We start from the raw sequence: 16410 nt of genomic DNA, 5'->3' as shown, positions 1-16410 counted from the left end.
GCGTTTGAGGCAACCATGGCAGAAACAACCGCTTCGGGCTATATCCAGCACCACTTGCAGAACCTGACTTTCGGTCAGCTCCCTACCGGCGGCTGGGGCTTTGCCCACACCGCAGCAGAAGCCAAGGAAATGGGCTTCTGGGCTTTCCACGTCGATACTCTCGGCTGGTCGGTCGCATTGGGTCTGATCTTCGTTCTTCTTTTCCGCATGGCGGCAAAGAAGGCGACTTCCGGTCAGCCAGGTGCTTTGCAGAACTTCGTTGAAGTTTTGGTCGAATTCGTCGATGGCAGCGTGAAAGACAGCTTCCATGGCCGTAGCCCGGTGATTGCACCGCTGGCACTGACCATCTTCGTCTGGGTGTTCCTGATGAACGCCGTCGACCTGGTACCGGTCGACTGGATTCCTCAACTGGCCATCCTGATCTCCGGCGACCACCACATCCCGTTCCGTGCCGTGTCGACCACCGACCCGAACGCAACGCTGGGCATGGCGCTCTCGGTTTTCGCACTGATCATTTTCTACAGCATCAAGGTCAAGGGTATCGGCGGCTTCATCGGCGAACTGACCCTGCACCCGTTCGGCAGCAAGAACATCTTCGTTCAAGCGCTGCTGATCCCGGTGAACTTCCTGCTGGAATTCGTGACCCTGATCGCCAAGCCGATCTCCCTGGCTCTGCGTCTGTTCGGCAACATGTACGCCGGCGAGCTGGTCTTCATCCTGATTGCTGTGATGTTTGGCAGCGGTCTGCTCTGGCTTAGTGGCCTGGGCGTTGTTCTGCAGTGGGCGTGGGCTGTGTTCCACATCCTGATCATCACCCTGCAGGCGTTCATCTTCATGATGCTGACCATCGTCTACCTGTCGATGGCACACGAAGAAAACCATTAAGACCAGTCTCGACTAGTCTGATGTCCTTCCCGGTCAAACGGGAAGGGGCTCTTCGGGGCCTCTGAAACGATTTGTTTTACCGCTTTAAATTAAAAAAACCTAAACCATACGACGTAAAAGTCGGGAGGAAAGATGGAAACTGTAGTTGGTCTAACCGCTATCGCTGTTGCACTGTTGATCGGCCTGGGCGCACTGGGTACCGCAATTGGTTTCGGCCTGCTGGGCGGCAAGTTCCTGGAAGGCGCAGCGCGTCAGCCAGAAATGGTTCCAATGCTGCAAGTTAAAATGTTCATCGTTGCCGGTCTGCTCGACGCCGTAACCATGATCGGTGTTGGTATCGCTCTGTTCTTCACCTTTGCGAACCCGTTCGTTGGTCAGATCGCTGGCTAATTACTCGGATCTTCCGGGTAATTTGGTGTGATGGACAACGTAACTGCGAGGTGTTGGCGTGAACATTAATGCGACCCTGATTGGCCAGTCCGTTGCGTTCCTGATTTTTGTACTGTTCTGCATGAAGTTCGTATGGCCTCCGGTCATCGCGGCACTGCACGAACGTCAAAAGAAGATCGCTGATGGTCTGGACGCTGCCAGCCGAGCAGCTCGCGACCTGGAGTTGGCCCAAGAGAAAGCGGGTCAACAACTGCGCGAAGCGAAAGCTCAGGCAGCTGAAATCATCGAGCAAGCCAAGAAACGCGGTAACCAGATCGTTGAAGAGGCTGTTGAAAAAGCCCGTATCGACGCTGACCGTGTGAAGGTTCAGGCTCAGGCCGAGATCGAACAGGAACTGAACAGTGTCAAAGACGCGCTGCGTGCCCAAGTGGGCTTGCTGGCAGTCGGCGGCGCCGAGAAGATCCTGGGTGCCACAATCGATCAAAACGCGCACGCAGAGCTGGTTAACCAACTGGCTGCTGAAATCTAAGCGAGGGCGATCATGGCAGAACTGACCACGTTGGCCCGACCTTACGCTAAGGCGGCCTTCGAGCACGCTCAGGCCCACCAGCAACTGGCCAATTGGTCAGCCATGCTCGGCCTGGCTGCAGCGGTGTCGGAAGACGACACCATGCAGCGCGTGCTCAAGGCCCCGCGACTGACGAGCGCAGAAAAGGCCGCCACGTTCATTGACGTGTGCGGCGACAAGTTTGATGCCAAGGCACAGAACTTCATCCACGTCGTTGCCGAAAACGACCGTCTCCCGCTGTTGCCGGAGATCGCCGCTCTGTTCGACCTGTACAAGGCCGAACAAGAGAAATCGGTAGACGTAGAAGTGACCAGTGCTTTTGCATTGAACCAAGAACAGCAAGACAAACTCGCCAAGGTTCTCAGTGCACGACTCAACCGGGAAGTGCGCCTGCAAGTTGCGGAGGACGCTGCCCTTATTGGTGGTGTCGTCATCCGCGCCGGCGACCTGGTTATCGATGGCTCGATTCGCGGCAAAATCGCGAAACTTGCCGAAGCATTGAAATCTTGAGTTTGAAGGGGCAGCAGAGCAATGCAGCAACTCAATCCTTCCGAAATAAGTGAAATTATCAAGGGCCGCATCGACAAGCTCGATGTGACCTCCCAAGCCCGTAACGAAGGCACTGTCGTCAGCGTATCTGACGGTATCGTGCGGATTCACGGTCTGGCCGACGTAATGTACGGCGAGATGATCGAGTTTCCGGGCGGCGTCTTCGGTATGGCCCTCAACCTGGAGCAAGACTCCGTAGGTGCCGTTGTATTGGGCGCATACCAGTCTCTGGCTGAAGGCATGAGCGCCAAGTGCACTGGCCGCATCCTGGAAGTTCCTGTTGGTAAGGAACTGCTGGGTCGCGTTGTCGACGCACTGGGTAACCCTGTTGACGGCAAAGGTCCACTGGGCAACACCGAGACCGACGCGGTCGAGAAAGTTGCTCCAGGCGTGATCTGGCGTAAGTCGGTAGACCAGCCTGTACAGACTGGCTACAAGGCTGTCGATGCCATGATCCCTGTCGGCCGTGGCCAGCGTGAGCTGATCATCGGTGACCGTCAGATCGGTAAAACCGCTCTGGCGATCGACGCGATCATCAACCAGAAGAACAGCGGCATTTTCTGCGTCTACGTAGCAATCGGTCAGAAACAATCGACCATCGCCAACGTTGTTCGTAAGCTGGAAGAAAACGGCGCCCTGGCCAACACGATCATCGTGGCTGCCAGTGCTTCGGAATCTCCTGCGCTGCAATTCCTGGCACCGTACTCCGGTTGCACCATGGGTGAATTCTTCCGCGACCGCGGTGAAGACGCGCTGATCGTTTATGACGATCTGTCCAAGCAAGCAGTGGCTTACCGCCAGATTTCCCTGCTGCTGCGCCGTCCACCAGGCCGTGAAGCTTACCCAGGCGACGTGTTCTATCTCCACTCCCGTCTGCTGGAGCGCGCATCCCGCGTTTCGGAAGAATACGTAGAGAAGTTCACCAACGGCGCAGTGACCGGCAAAACCGGTTCCCTGACTGCACTGCCGATCATCGAAACCCAGGCTGGCGACGTTTCCGCGTTCGTTCCGACCAACGTGATTTCCATCACCGACGGTCAGATCTTCCTGGAATCGGCCATGTTCAACTCGGGCATCCGCCCTGCAGTGAACGCCGGTGTTTCGGTATCCCGTGTGGGTGGTGCCGCTCAGACCAAGATCATCAAGAAGCTGTCCGGTGGCATCCGTACCGCTCTGGCTCAGTACCGTGAACTGGCGGCATTCGCCCAGTTCGCTTCTGACCTGGACGAAGCGACCCGTAAGCAACTTGAGCATGGTCAGCGCGTTACCGAGCTGATGAAGCAGAAGCAATACGCACCAATGTCGATCGCTGACATGGCGCTGTCGCTGTATGCCGCTGAGCGTGGGTTCCTGACTGACGTTGAAATCGCCAAGATCGGCAGCTTCGAGCAAGCGCTGATTGCTTTCTTCAACCGCGATCACGCCGATTTGATGGCGAAGATCAACGTGAAAGGTGACTTCAATGACGAAATCGACGCTGGCATGAAAGCCGGTATCGAGAAGTTCAAGGCCACCCAAACCTGGTAAGCCGCAGCGGGAGCCGCAAGGCTCCCGCTTGCTAACCTGATAGGTGTTACATGGCAGGCGCAAAAGAGATTCGCAGTAAGATTGCGAGCATCAAAAGCACGCAAAAGATTACCAGCGCCATGGAAAAAGTGGCGGTCAGCAAAATGCGCAAGGCACAAATGCGCATGGCTGCTAGCCGTCCTTATGCGGAGCGTATCCGCCAGGTAATTGGGCATCTGGCCAACGCCAACCCGGAATACCGCCACCCGTTCATGATCGACCGCGAAATCAAGCGTGTTGGTTATGTCGTAGTGAGCAGTGACCGTGGTCTGTGCGGCGGCTTGAACACCAACCTGTTCAAGGCCCTGGTCAAGGACATGGCGGTAAACCGCGAAAACGGCGTCGAGATCGATCTGTGTGTCGTTGGTAGCAAGGGTGCGGCCTTTTTCCGCAACTTCGGCGGTAACGTCGTTGCAGCTATCAGCCACCTGGGTGAAGAGCCGTCGATCAATGATCTGATCGGCAGCGTCAAGGTGATGCTGGATGCCTACCTGGACGGCCGTATTGACCGCCTGTCCGTGGTGTCCAACAAGTTCATCAACACCATGACGCAACAGCCTACCGTGGAGCAATTGATTCCACTGGTGGCAACCCCGGATCAAGACCTCAAGCACCACTGGGATTATCTGTACGAACCGGACGCCAAAGAGCTGCTAGACGGCTTGATGGTCCGTTACGTTGAGTCGCAGGTCTACCAGGCGGTGGTCGAGAACAACGCGGCTGAACAAGCTGCGCGGATGATCGCGATGAAGAACGCTACCGACAACGCCGGTGATTTGATCAGCGATTTGCAGCTGGTCTACAACAAGGCGCGTCAGGCTGCGATCACCCAAGAGATCTCGGAAATCGTCGGCGGCGCTGCCGCGGTTTAACGGTTCAAATATTCAGAGGATCCAGCTATGAGTAGCGGACGTATCGTTCAAATCATCGGCGCCGTTATCGACGTGGAATTTCCACGCGACAGCGTACCGAGCATCTACAACGCGCTGACTGTACAAAGCGCGGCCGGGACCACCCTGGAAGTTCAGCAGCAGCTGGGCGACGGCGTGGTTCGTACCATTGCGATGGGTTCCACCGAAGGCTTGAAGCGCGGTCTGGACGTTGTCGACTCTGGCGCAGCCATCTCCGTACCGGTCGGTAAAGCGACTCTGGGCCGGATCATGGACGTTCTGGGCAACCCGATCGACGAAGCAGGTCCAATCGACACCGACGAGCGCTGGGGCATTCACCGTCCAGCGCCTTCGTTCGCTGAACAAGCAGGCGGCAACGACCTGCTGGAAACCGGCATCAAGGTTATCGACCTGGTTTGCCCGTTTGCCAAAGGCGGTAAAGTCGGTCTGTTCGGTGGTGCCGGTGTAGGCAAAACCGTAAACATGATGGAACTGATCCGTAACATCGCCATCGAGCACAGCGGTTATTCCGTGTTCGCAGGTGTGGGTGAGCGTACTCGTGAGGGTAACGACTTCTACCACGAGATGAAGGATTCCAACGTTCTGGACAAAGTGGCACTGGTTTACGGTCAGATGAACGAGCCGCCGGGTAACCGTCTGCGCGTAGCACTGACCGGCCTGACCATGGCCGAGAAGTTCCGTGACGAAGGTAACGACGTTCTGCTGTTCGTCGACAACATCTATCGTTACACCCTGGCCGGTACTGAAGTATCCGCACTGCTGGGCCGTATGCCTTCGGCAGTAGGTTACCAGCCGACCCTGGCTGAAGAGATGGGCGTTCTGCAAGAACGTATCACTTCGACCAAGGAAGGTTCGATCACCTCGATCCAAGCGGTATACGTACCTGCGGACGACTTGACCGACCCGTCGCCAGCGACCACCTTCGCCCACTTGGACGCTACCGTCGTTCTGTCCCGTGACATCGCTTCCCTGGGTATCTACCCAGCGGTCGATCCACTCGACTCGACTTCGCGCCAGCTGGACCCGAACGTAATCGGCCAGGACCACTACGACACCGCTCGCGGCGTCCAGTACGTTCTGCAGCGTTACAAAGAACTGAAGGACATCATTGCGATCCTGGGTATGGACGAGCTGTCGGAAGCCGACAAGCAGTTGGTAAACCGTGCTCGTAAGATCCAGCGTTTCTTGTCGCAGCCGTTCTTCGTGGCTGAAGTCTTCACCGGTGCATCGGGTAAATACGTTTCCCTGAAAGACACCATTGCTGGCTTCAAAGGCATCCTCAACGGTGACTACGACCACCTGCCAGAACAAGCGTTCTACATGGTTGGCGGCATCGAAGAAGCGATCGAGAAAGCCAAGAAACTGTAATCCCGGCGCCCGGCAACGGGCGCTAATTTAGGTTGAGGCAATCAGATGGCTATGACAGTCCATTGCGATATCGTCAGCGCGGAAGGGGAAATCTTTTCCGGTCTGGTCGAGATGGTGATTGCGCACGGTGCACTGGGTGATCTTGGTATCGCTCTGGGTCACGCGCCGCTGATCACTAATCTGAAGCCAGGTCCGATCCGCCTGGTCAAGCAGGGCGGGGAAGAGGAGGTGTATTACATCTCCGGTGGTTTCCTCGAGGTTCAGCCGAACATGGTCAAGGTACTTGCCGACACCGTGCAACGTGCTGCCGACCTGGATGAAGCCTCCGCTCAGGAAGCCGTCAAGGCTGCCGAGAAGGCCTTGCATGAACGTGGCGCTGAATTCGATTACGGTTCCGCTGCCGCACGTCTGGCCGAGGCTGCAGCTCAGCTGCGCACCGTCCAGCAGATCCGCAAGAAGTTCGGCCACTAAGGCAGCGCTTGTTGTGTGATTGATTAAAAAGGGTAGCCTCGGCTACCCTTTTTTCTTTTCCGATTTTTACAACCTGGTCGCAGCCGCTGACCACCCAGGATTGGTAGCCAGTCATGTCTCTTGAAATCGTTATTCTCGCTGCTGGCCAAGGCACGCGCATGCGTTCCGCTTTGCCGAAAGTACTGCACCCGATTGCCGGCAACTCCATGCTCGGCCATGTTATCCACAGCGCCCGACAACTTGATCCACAGCGCATTCACGTGGTGATCGGCCATGGCGCCGATGCCGTGCGTGAGCGCCTGGCCGCTGACGATCTGAATTTCGTCCTTCAGGACAAACAACTGGGCACCGGTCACGCCGTGGCCCAGGCTGTACCCTTCATCAAAGCCGACACTGTGCTGGTTCTTTACGGTGATGTGCCTTTGATTGAAACAGAAACCCTGCAGCGCCTGCTCAAGCTTGTCGTGCCTGGGCAAATGGGCCTGCTCACTGTCGAACTGGACGACGCGACCGGTTACGGTCGAATTGTTCGCGACACTGATGGCAAGGTCTGCGCGATCGTCGAGCACAAGGACGCCACCGAAGCTCAACGTGGCATCAACGAAGGCAATACCGGCATCCTCGCAGTCCCGGCGGATCGCCTGGCTGACTGGACCAGTCGCCTGTCCAACAACAACGTGCAGGGCGAGTATTACCTGACCGACGTGATCGAAATGGCGGTCAGCGATGGTCTGGTGGTAGCGACCGAACAACCCCACGACGCGATGGAAGTGCAGGGCGCCAACGATCGTAAACAGCTTTCCGAACTTGAGCGTCACTATCAATTGCGCGCGGGTCTGCGCTTGATGGCCCAAGGCGTGACGCTGCGCGACCCGGCGCGTTTCGATGTGCGCGGTGAAGTCACGGTTGGCCGCGACGTGCTGATCGACATCAACGTGATCCTCGAAGGCAAGGTCGTCATTGAAGATGACGTGGTGATCGGCCCGAACTGCGTGATCAAGGACAGCACCCTGCGCAAAGGCGTGGTCATCAAGGCCAACAGCCACATCGAAGGTGCCATTCTCGGTGAAGGCAGCGATGCCGGCCCGTTCGCACGCCTGCGTCCAGGCACCGTGCTGGAAGCCCGCGCACATGTGGGTAACTTCGTCGAGTTGAAAAACGCACACCTGGGCGAAGGCGCCAAGGCCGGTCACCTGGCCTATTTGGGCGATGCCGAGATCGGCGCGCGCACCAACATTGGCGCCGGCACCATCACCTGCAACTACGATGGCGTGAACAAGTGGAAAACCGTGCTGGGTGCGGATGTGTTCATCGGTTCCAACAACTCGTTGGTAGCGCCTGTGGATATCCTGGACGGTGCAACCACGGCAGCCGGATCGACCATTACCTCGACTGTGGATAAATCCCAGTTGGCCATCGGGCGTGCTCGCCAGAAGAACATCGACGGCTGGAAGCGCCCGGAGAAGGTCAAGAAGAGCTGAGTTATCCACAACTCCCTTGTAGGAGCGAGCTTGCTCGCGATGAATTCGAGAGCGGCGCATTTTTCCAGAAGGAATACGTCATCGTTCACGCCCATCGCGAGCAAGCTCGCTCCTACAAGTTATCCACAGTTCTTTTTATCGCATGACGCTTGACGAAGTTTCGCCGATAGGTTTTGATTGCTTCCGTTATCTTTCGAAACGAAACTTACTAGCTCATGTCGAAGCGCAACACGCCTCAACGCCGCCACAACATCCTCGCCTTGCTCACCGAGCAGGGCGAAGTCAGTGTGGATGAGTTGGCCAAGCGTTTCGAAACGTCGGAAGTTACGATTCGCAAGGATCTGGCGGCACTTGAAAGCAATGGGCTGTTGCTGCGTCGTTATGGCGGAGCGATCACCATGCCTCAGGAGCTGGTGGCCGATCTTGGCCAGCCGGTTTCCAAGTACAAACAAGCCATCGCCCGTGCCGCCGTTGCGCGGATTCGCGAGCATGCGCGCATCATTATCGACAGTGGCAGTACCACCGCCTCGATGATCCCGGAACTCGGCCAGCAACCCGGCCTGGTGGTGATGACCAACTCGCTGCATGTCGCCAATGCCCTGAGCGAACTTGAGCACGAACCGGTGCTGTTGATGACCGGTGGCACCTGGGACCCGCATTCCGAGTCCTTTCAGGGGCAGGTGGCCGAGCAGGTACTACGCTCCTACGATTTCGACCAGCTGTTCATCGGTGCCGATGGCATCGATCTGGTCCGCGGTACAACCACCTTCAACGAACTGCTCGGGCTGAGCCGGGTCATGGCCGAAGTCGCCCGTGAAGTGGTCGTGATGGTGGAGGCCGACAAGATCGGCCGCAAGATTCCCAATCTGGAGCTGCCCTGGAGCAGTGTCCATACCCTTATTACCGATGAACGCCTGCCGCTTGAGGCTCGCGATCAGATTCAGGCCCGCGGCATCACTTTGATATGCGCGGCTGTCAGTCAGGAGAAATAGCATGTGTGGAATTGTCGGCGCAGTCGCAGAACGTAACATCACCGCCATCCTCGTCGAAGGCCTCAAGCGCCTTGAATACCGTGGGTACGACAGCGCTGGCGTGGCGGTCTACACCAACGATGAAAAACTCGAGCGCATGCGTCGTCCGGGCAAGGTCAGCGAGCTGGAACAGGCTCTGACCACCGAACCGCTGGTCGGTCGACTGGGTATCGCCCACACCCGCTGGGCCACTCACGGTGCGCCGTGCGAGCGCAATGCCCACCCGCATTTCTCCGGTGACCTGGCGGTGGTGCACAACGGCATCATCGAAAACCACGAAGCCCTGCGTGAACAACTCAAGGCCCTGGGTTATGTGTTCACCTCGGACACCGACACCGAAGTCATCGCTCACCTGCTGAACCACAAACTTAAGGATCTGAGCGACCTGACCGTGGCCCTGAAGGCGACCGTCAAAGAGCTGCACGGTGCCTACGGTCTGGCGGTCATCAGTGCAAAGCAACCGGATCGCCTGGTCGCAGCCCGCAGCGGCAGCCCGCTGGTGATCGGCCTGGGCCTGGGGGAAAACTTCCTCGCGTCCGACCAATTGGCCCTGCGTCAGGTCACCGACCGCTTCATGTACCTGGAAGAAGGCGACATCGCCGAAATCCGCCGCGACAGCGTGCAGATCTGGGACGTTGACGGCCAGGCTGTCGAGCGCGAAGCCGTGCAGTATCGCGATGGCGCCGAAGCCGCTGATAAAGGTGAATTCCGCCACTTCATGCTCAAGGAAATCCACGAGCAACCGTCCGTGGTGCAGCGCACCCTGGAAGGTCGCCTGAGCCAGAACCAGGTACTGGTACAGGCATTCGGTCCACAGGCTGCCGAGTTGTTCGCCAAAGTGCGCAACGTACAGATCGTCGCGTGCGGCACCAGCTACCACGCCGGCATGGTCGCGCGTTACTGGCTCGAAGAGCTGGCCGGCATCCCTTGCCAGGTCGAAGTTGCCAGCGAATTCCGCTACCGCAAGGTGGTGGTGCAGCCGGACACCTTGTTCGTGACCATCTCCCAGTCCGGCGAAACCGCCGACACCCTGGCCGCGCTGCGCAACGCCAAGGAACTGGGCTTCCTCGCCAGCCTGGCGATCTGCAACGTCGGCATCAGCTCGCTGGTGCGTGAATCCGATCTGACCCTGCTGACCCAGGCCGGCCGTGAAATCGGTGTGGCTTCGACCAAAGCCTTCACCACGCAATTGGTTGGCCTGTTGTTGCTGACACTGTCCCTGGGCCAGGTTCGTGGTACCTTGGCCAAAGGCGTCGAAGCAACGCTGGTCGAAGAACTGCGTCGCTTGCCAACCCGTCTGGGCGAAGCGCTGGCCATGGACAGCACCGTGGAAAAAATCTCCGAGCTGTTCGCCGAGAAGAACCACACCCTGTTCCTCGGCCGTGGCGCGCAGTTCCCGGTAGCGATGGAAGGGGCACTCAAGCTCAAGGAAATCTCCTACATCCACGCTGAAGCCTATCCGGCCGGCGAGCTGAAACACGGCCCGTTGGCGCTTGTGGATAACGACATGCCCGTGGTGACCGTGGCGCCGAACAACGAACTGCTGGAGAAGTTGAAATCCAACCTCCAGGAAGTCCGCGCCCGTGGTGGCCAGTTGATCGTCTTCGCAGACGAGAAGGCCGGCATGACCAACGGTGAAGGCACGCACGTGGTGCACATGCCGCACATTCACGACATCCTGTCGCCGATCCTCTACACCATCCCGCTGCAGCTGCTGTCGTACTACGTTGCCGTGCTCAAAGGCACCGACGTTGACCAGCCGCGCAACCTGGCGAAATCGGTTACTGTGGAATAAGTTATCCACAGGTGAAAGAAACCTGGATTCGGACAATTGATTTTGACAACAGACAAAACATTCTGACGCCAAATAGTAGATTTTGAAAAATGCCAAAGGCCCCTGATTTCAGGGGTTTTTTTTATGTCCTCCACCACATGTCCAATTTTGTCTGTGATCTTGGTAGGGAATTAGTCTGGTATTGGTGCTCAGACTTATTCACAGCTTTGATATTTTCCTATTGCTGCTGTACGTCGAGGCACGTTACTGCGTAAACGCTTTAGGGTATTTGACCAGATAGGCATCATTGAGCTGCGTATCCCGGGAACGCATGAAAGTCGTGAAATCGGGTACCAGAAAGACCAGCAAAGACAAGAGTAGAACCAATGCGCCCAGCAGCGTGATTGTCAATTCGACTCCTATATAAGCGATCAGGGAGGGCATCGCGAAACTGCCCAAGGGGCTGGCCGCCGCAGACAGAAATGAAACTATGGCTAGAACCCTGTTGCGATGGGGCTTTGGCGTCGCCAACAACCTCACAGCAGAGGTGGGAATATTGATTAACATCAGGCCGACGCCTCCGCAGAAAAAGGCTACGGGTATGAAGAACGACGATGAAACAGTCCCAACCACCACGAGGTTGCTTCCCAGTAGTGCAAAACCTGTAGACACGCACATGTCACGAGGTAACCGGGTGGATAACCATCCGATGATTTTGTAACTCCCCGCCAAAATGCCCAGCCCGAAGCACGAATCCAGAAGACCAATATAAGTGACCGGATACTGGATGACGTCCTTTACGTACAGTGGGATCAAGATAGTAAAAAATGGAAACAGTGCGAAATTGATCAGCATCGCAATGATGGCCAGATAAAATTCGACTTTCACGCCATAAACCACTTTGAAGCCTGAAAAGGTCATGCTGAAACCACTTGCACGTGGTGCTATTTCGCATGAGTCAACTGCACCGATATGGCTCGGGATGGTTGCAATCAATGCCCCAGCGATGAGAATTGCAAAAAAATCGGTGACAAAGGCCATAGTGATACCGACCCCGTAAATCAACCCACTGGCCAGTACCGGTCCCAGAAGAATAGAAAAAGACGACATCACACTTTTAGTCCGAAAGGCCAAGGAGACTTTATCGTCGTCTGCAAACAAAGGAATGATGGACGCCTGGAGAGGGTCGCGAACGCCGATGATCGCACTGCTGAGCATCATCAGCGCGCCAACCGCCCAAGGGTTGAAAGACTCCGTGATGGACAGCACCGCCATCAATAACGCAGTCAGAAGGCTGATCCATGAGGTCAGTTTGATGATGAGGATTTTGTTGTACTTGTCGCCCAGCCATCCCAGCAGGAGTTTGGCTAACACTTCCGCCGCGATGGAACAGGCAATCATGTTGGCGAAGTAGGTCGCAGAGCCTGTTACCTGCAGGGCCCACCAGGCCACCGCCAGTTGATTGCACCGTCCACCCAGAGTGATCAGCAAAAAGCTGAATTGTAGTTTCAGCAGGCGCCGGTCGATATCGGGAAGACCCCAAGTAATACCTGAAAAATTTCCATTCATGAATGTATCTTTGATTCAGATAGGAGCGACTGCACAAGCAGAATGCTCAAGCATCTTTTTTTTACGGATGCAGCCTTCACCGACTTGAGAGTTTTCTTACAGTAACTGGATGGGCCCGAGGAATGTGAGGGGGACTTTTTCTAGCATGTTCAAGACGCTTTCCTGTTTCGTGCCGTGTTATTAACCGGGCTGACCCTCTTCAGGTATCGGCTTGGCGACATGGCGCCGCCGCCGCCGCGTATCCAGCAAATGCACCATCACACAGGCGTACAAGGTCACCAGAATGAACAACCCCATGCGGATGGCAAAGGCGGTGTAGACATCCTTCCCCGCTGCGCTGTCCTGCACCGATTGGCCGAGCAGGATGATCAGGGTCGCCAGGCTGTTGAGCCAGAAGCTCGGTGGTTGTCGGGTCTGGGCCAGGCCGTAGAGTTTTCTGGCGCCCAGCAGGCCGAACAGCAACATCCACAGAAAGAACATCCACAGGTTGACGAACAGGCTCAGCGCGCACCAGAACAGGATCGCCATCAGGCCGCCGAGCAGGGTCGAGCCGAGCAATTCCTGGCCGGCGTTGCGGGCGCTGGTTGCGCAGCTTTGTTGGCCGAGGCTGACGGCTTTCATAATGATCGGCAGGTAGCTGGCCGGGTCGACCATGGCCAGCAGGAACGTTGGCAGCACCACCAGCGTGGCACGAAGGGCCAGCCAACTGCTTTCGGTGGGAGACAGGCTAGGGGCAGGTTTGGCTGGTGGGGCGCTGGCGGGGTCGGGGAATAGCCAATGGCTGATGGTCAGTGTCGTGACGGCCAGGAACAGTCCCTTGACCAGGGCCACGATCACCTCCAGTGCCAGGGCGAATTCAGCGGTTCCGGCCGCACTGATCAAGGTCAGGCCCACCACCAGGAACGTCGCCACCAATGGGTTGCCGCCGCGCAGGCCGTAACCAAATGCCATGAACAGGCACAGTCCGACCAGCAGTACGCCACTGAGCGGGTAGTAACGCAGCAGGGGAATGAGCAGCAGGCCGGTCCCGGTGGTCAGCATAAGGATCAGGATCAGGCCCAGGCTGGCCTTGAACGGTAATGGCCGGTTCATCGCTGCCAGCATCATCAGCGCCAGCATCGGCGCGAGGAACGGGATGGGGAGAGCCAGACCGAAGCTCGCTGCCAGGCACAGCGCGGTACCGAAGCTCAGGCGCAGGGCGCGCTGAACCCGGGCCGGGCGCTCAATACGCATAGGACATCCAGCTCATCACGCGCAGGAACAGGCGGCCCAGGATATTCAGCGGGTTGCCTTCACTCGGGAACGCCATGACTTCGGCCTGGCCGCCGGAGCGGATGCCTTGCGGACTGGTCAGCTCACCGGGTTCGAACTCGATGATGACCGGAAAGCGCTGGGCAGGGCGTAGCCAATCGCGGCTGTTCTCCACTTTCGGCAGGCTGCCCGGCTGGGTGGTCTGGCCGATATCGACGCCATAGCCGACGCTGCGCACATGGCCTTGGTAAATTTTCCCTGGCAGGGCGTCGAGGACGATGGACACCGGCGTCCCGGGCTGGACACTGCCCAGGTTGTTTTCGGTCATGTCGGCGCTGATCCACACGTCGTGGATGGCAATCAGGGTCATCACCGGAGCACCGGCGGCGGCGAACTGGCCGACATCGGTGCGCAGATCGGTGATCAGGCCGGCCGAGCGCGCGTGGACCTTGGTATTGCTCAAGTCCAGCTCGGCTTTTTCAAGGTTGCTGGCGGCGCTGAGCAACTGGGCGTTTTCGTCTTCGTTACCGCCCTGTGTTTCCCGCGCACGTTGTACTTCAGCCTTGGCCGCGGCGACCTGGCTGATGGATTCTTGCACGGTGGCGCGGGATATCTCCAGGCGTCGCAGCGAGATGGTGCCCGGGTCTTCGCGGTACAGGCGCTCAAGCCGCTGGATGTCCTGGCGTGCCTTGAGCTCGTTGGCCTGGGCGGCGCGCAGGGAAGCTTGCTTGGAGTCGATGCCGGCGGTGTTGGCGCCCACCTGGCGCCGGGTCGATTCAAGGTCGGCGCGGGCGCGATCGACGGCGATCTGGTACTGCTCCGGGTTGACTTCAAACAGCAGTTCGCCGGCCTTCACGTCCTGGTTGTTGCGTATATGCACCTTGGTCACCCGGCCGGATACCTCGGCCGCCACCGGCACAATGAAGGCCTGCACCCGTGCCTGTTGCGTGTAGGGCGTATAACGGTCGGCCATCAGGTACCAGACCAGGCTCAGGATGATCAGCAGCACCACCCAGTTGATCGCTTTTCTGGCCGGGTCGGCGGTGGGGGCCGAGGCGTTCTCGGCGGCCGGTTGTTGGCTGTCAGTCATGGGCACTTTCCTTCGGTTCGTCGAGCAGATCGCCCCAATCGGTCCGTTCTTGCATTTGTTTGCGGGTGGCCGGGTCGACGATCGGCTGGTCGCTGTACCAGCCACCGCCCAGGGCCTTGTACAGGGCGATCAGGCTGTTGACCGCGGTGCCACGGTTGACCAGGTAGATATCCTGTTGGGCAAACAGGGCCCGCTGGGCATCCAGCACGCGCTGGAAATCCGAATAGCCTTCGCGGTATTGGGCATTGGCCAGGGTCACCGAACGTTCGGCGGCTACCGAGGCTTCGCTGAGGATCCGGTCGCGCTCCAGCGCCTTGATCAGGCCGGTCGCGGCATCGTCGGCCTCGCGCGCCGCCTGGCGCACGCTGTCCTGGTAGATAACGATCAGCTGTTGCAAGCGGGCATCCTGCACGCGGACGTTGTTGGTGATCCGGCCGTGGTCGAAGATGTCCCAGCGCAGGCTGGGACCGGCCACGAAGTCGAGGGTATTGGGCGCGGCGTTGAGCGAGCTGGCGGACCAGACGATGCTGCCCAGCAGGCTGATGGAGGGGTACAGGTCAGTCTCGGCCACACCGATCAATGCCGACTGCGCCGCCACTTGCAGCTCGGCAGCGCGAACATCGGGGCGCCGTACCAGCAGGTTGGCCGGCACATCCTGCAAAACCGCAGTATCGAGCAGCGGCACTAAACCAGTGTTGCGATTGAGGTCAGGGATCGAGCCGGGTGGCTGGCCGATCAGGGTGGACAACGCATTGCGCAAGCTCGCCACCTGGCTCTCGAAATCCGGGATGGTGCTCAGGGTGCCCAGGTACTGGGTCTTGGCTTGTTGCAGATCGAGTTCGGCTTCGGCGCCGCTGTTGAACAGGCGCTCGGTGATCTCGTAGCTGCGTTTTTGCAATTTTGCGTTACTGCGGGCGATGGCCAGGCGCGCCTCGGCGGTGCGCAAGGCGTAGTAGTTTTGCGCCAGCTGCGCGTGCAACAGCACCAAGGCATTTTCGTAGTTGGCCTGGGCGGCAAACCAGGACGCGTCCGCCGACTCGATGGCACGGCTGAAACGCCCCCAGAAATCCAGCTCCCAGCCGATATCGAAGCCGACGCTGTGTTGCCAGAAATTCGTGTCCTGAGGGTTGGCGCCGCCCGATTGCCGGCGGTTCAAGTACAGGCTGTCAGCGCTGGCCTGCTGCAATTGCGGGTAGCGGCCGGCCAGTGCGATGCCCAATTGTGCGCGGGACTCCATGACCCGCAGGCCAGCGACGTGCAGGTCAGGGTTGTGGGCATCGGCTTCGGCCATCAAATGGTCCAGTACCGGGTCGTTGAACACGCGCCACCATTGGCGGCTGTCAGGTTGCGCGTGTTGTCGGCCGGCGATCTCCAGGGCCGGACTGTTCCAGTGGTCGACCCATGGCTGGGCCGGCGACTGGAAATCCGGACCCAGTTGCACGCAGCCCCCCAGGACGACGGTGCCACAGAGCAGAAGCCGGCTGATGCGAGCAGGGCGAGGCATCA

At 58.3% G+C, this 16410-nt stretch carries 15 protein-coding genes; 11 read left to right on the top strand and 4 right to left on the bottom strand.

The window, feature by feature from the left end:
• The first annotated feature begins 15 nt into the window (after positions 1 to 15).
• The 11 genes from atpB to glmS all read left to right on the top strand — a co-directional run bounded on the left by atpB (position 16) and on the right by glmS (position 11015).
• Complete coding sequence (atpB, locus tag KGA88_RS08695) at positions 16 to 885, top strand: F0F1 ATP synthase subunit A (RefSeq protein WP_110659408.1); 870 nt, start codon at positions 16 to 18, stop codon at positions 883 to 885.
• A gap of 132 nt (positions 886 to 1017) precedes the next feature.
• The gene (gene atpE, locus KGA88_RS08690) at positions 1018 to 1275 is read left to right on the top strand and encodes a F0F1 ATP synthase subunit C (RefSeq protein ID WP_003097235.1); all 258 of its coding nucleotides are present in this window, start codon (positions 1018 to 1020) and stop codon (positions 1273 to 1275) included.
• Between the two features lie 58 nt (positions 1276 to 1333).
• Positions 1334 to 1804, top strand: coding sequence for a F0F1 ATP synthase subunit B (locus tag KGA88_RS08685; RefSeq protein ID WP_008064601.1), 471 nt, complete (start codon positions 1334 to 1336; stop codon positions 1802 to 1804).
• Positions 1805 to 1816: 12 nt separating this feature from the next.
• Positions 1817 to 2353, top strand: a complete 537-nt coding sequence (locus KGA88_RS08680) for a F0F1 ATP synthase subunit delta (RefSeq protein ID WP_008045680.1) — start codon at positions 1817 to 1819, stop codon at positions 2351 to 2353.
• A gap of 21 nt (positions 2354 to 2374) precedes the next feature.
• Positions 2375 to 3919 carry a F0F1 ATP synthase subunit alpha gene (atpA, locus tag KGA88_RS08675; RefSeq protein WP_030132553.1) on the top strand — a complete coding sequence of 515 codons (1545 nt, stop codon included), beginning with the start codon at positions 2375 to 2377 and terminating at the stop codon, positions 3917 to 3919.
• A gap of 50 nt (positions 3920 to 3969) precedes the next feature.
• Positions 3970 to 4830, top strand: coding sequence for a F0F1 ATP synthase subunit gamma (gene atpG / locus KGA88_RS08670; protein ID WP_008045673.1), 861 nt, complete (start codon positions 3970 to 3972; stop codon positions 4828 to 4830).
• A gap of 27 nt (positions 4831 to 4857) precedes the next feature.
• A complete protein-coding gene (gene atpD / locus KGA88_RS08665) occupies positions 4858 to 6237 on the top strand; it encodes a F0F1 ATP synthase subunit beta (protein WP_060540274.1) in 1380 nt (459 codons plus the stop codon).
• A gap of 45 nt (positions 6238 to 6282) precedes the next feature.
• A complete protein-coding gene (locus KGA88_RS08660) occupies positions 6283 to 6708 on the top strand; it encodes a F0F1 ATP synthase subunit epsilon (RefSeq protein ID WP_007969909.1) in 426 nt (141 codons plus the stop codon).
• Positions 6709 to 6821: 113 nt separating this feature from the next.
• A complete protein-coding gene (glmU, locus tag KGA88_RS08655; protein ID WP_110659409.1) occupies positions 6822 to 8189 on the top strand; it encodes a bifunctional UDP-N-acetylglucosamine diphosphorylase/glucosamine-1-phosphate N-acetyltransferase GlmU in 1368 nt (455 codons plus the stop codon).
• Positions 8190 to 8404: 215 nt separating this feature from the next.
• A complete protein-coding gene (locus KGA88_RS08650) occupies positions 8405 to 9181 on the top strand; it encodes a DeoR family transcriptional regulator (RefSeq protein WP_110659410.1) in 777 nt (258 codons plus the stop codon).
• 1 nt (position 9182) lies between these two features.
• The gene (gene glmS / locus KGA88_RS08645) at positions 9183 to 11015 is read left to right on the top strand and encodes a glutamine--fructose-6-phosphate transaminase (isomerizing) (protein ID WP_110659411.1); all 1833 of its coding nucleotides are present in this window, start codon (positions 9183 to 9185) and stop codon (positions 11013 to 11015) included.
• 243 nt (positions 11016 to 11258) lie between these two features.
• On the opposite strand, the gene KGA88_RS08640 is transcribed toward glmS, so the two are convergent.
• The 4 genes from KGA88_RS08640 to KGA88_RS08625 all read right to left on the bottom strand — a co-directional run bounded on the left by KGA88_RS08640 (position 11259) and on the right by KGA88_RS08625 (position 16408).
• Positions 11259 to 12563: an MFS transporter gene (locus KGA88_RS08640; RefSeq protein ID WP_223590157.1), complete on the bottom strand. Its 1305-nt coding sequence runs from the start codon at positions 12561 to 12563 to the stop codon at positions 11259 to 11261.
• Between the two features lie 180 nt (positions 12564 to 12743).
• Complete coding sequence (locus KGA88_RS08635; protein ID WP_223590155.1) at positions 12744 to 13796, bottom strand: DUF2955 domain-containing protein; 1053 nt, start codon at positions 13794 to 13796, stop codon at positions 12744 to 12746.
• On the bottom strand, positions 13786 to 14904 hold the full coding sequence (locus KGA88_RS08630) for an HlyD family secretion protein (RefSeq protein ID WP_223590151.1): 1119 nt from the start codon (positions 14902 to 14904) through the stop codon (positions 13786 to 13788). The genes KGA88_RS08635 and KGA88_RS08630 overlap by 11 nt, the downstream gene beginning before the upstream one ends.
• Positions 14897 to 16408, bottom strand: coding sequence for an efflux transporter outer membrane subunit (locus tag KGA88_RS08625; protein WP_223590148.1), 1512 nt, complete (start codon positions 16406 to 16408; stop codon positions 14897 to 14899). Before KGA88_RS08625 ends, KGA88_RS08630 begins: the two co-directional genes overlap by 8 nt.
• Positions 16409 to 16410: the final 2 nt, after the last annotated feature.

The sequence above is a fragment of the Pseudomonas sp. A-R-19 genome (genome assembly GCF_019956575.1).
Taxonomy (GTDB): Bacteria; Pseudomonadota; Gammaproteobacteria; order Pseudomonadales; family Pseudomonadaceae; genus Aquipseudomonas.
The sequence above is the reverse complement of the archived record's forward strand: the minus strand, read 5'-3'. Positions and strand labels throughout refer to the sequence as shown.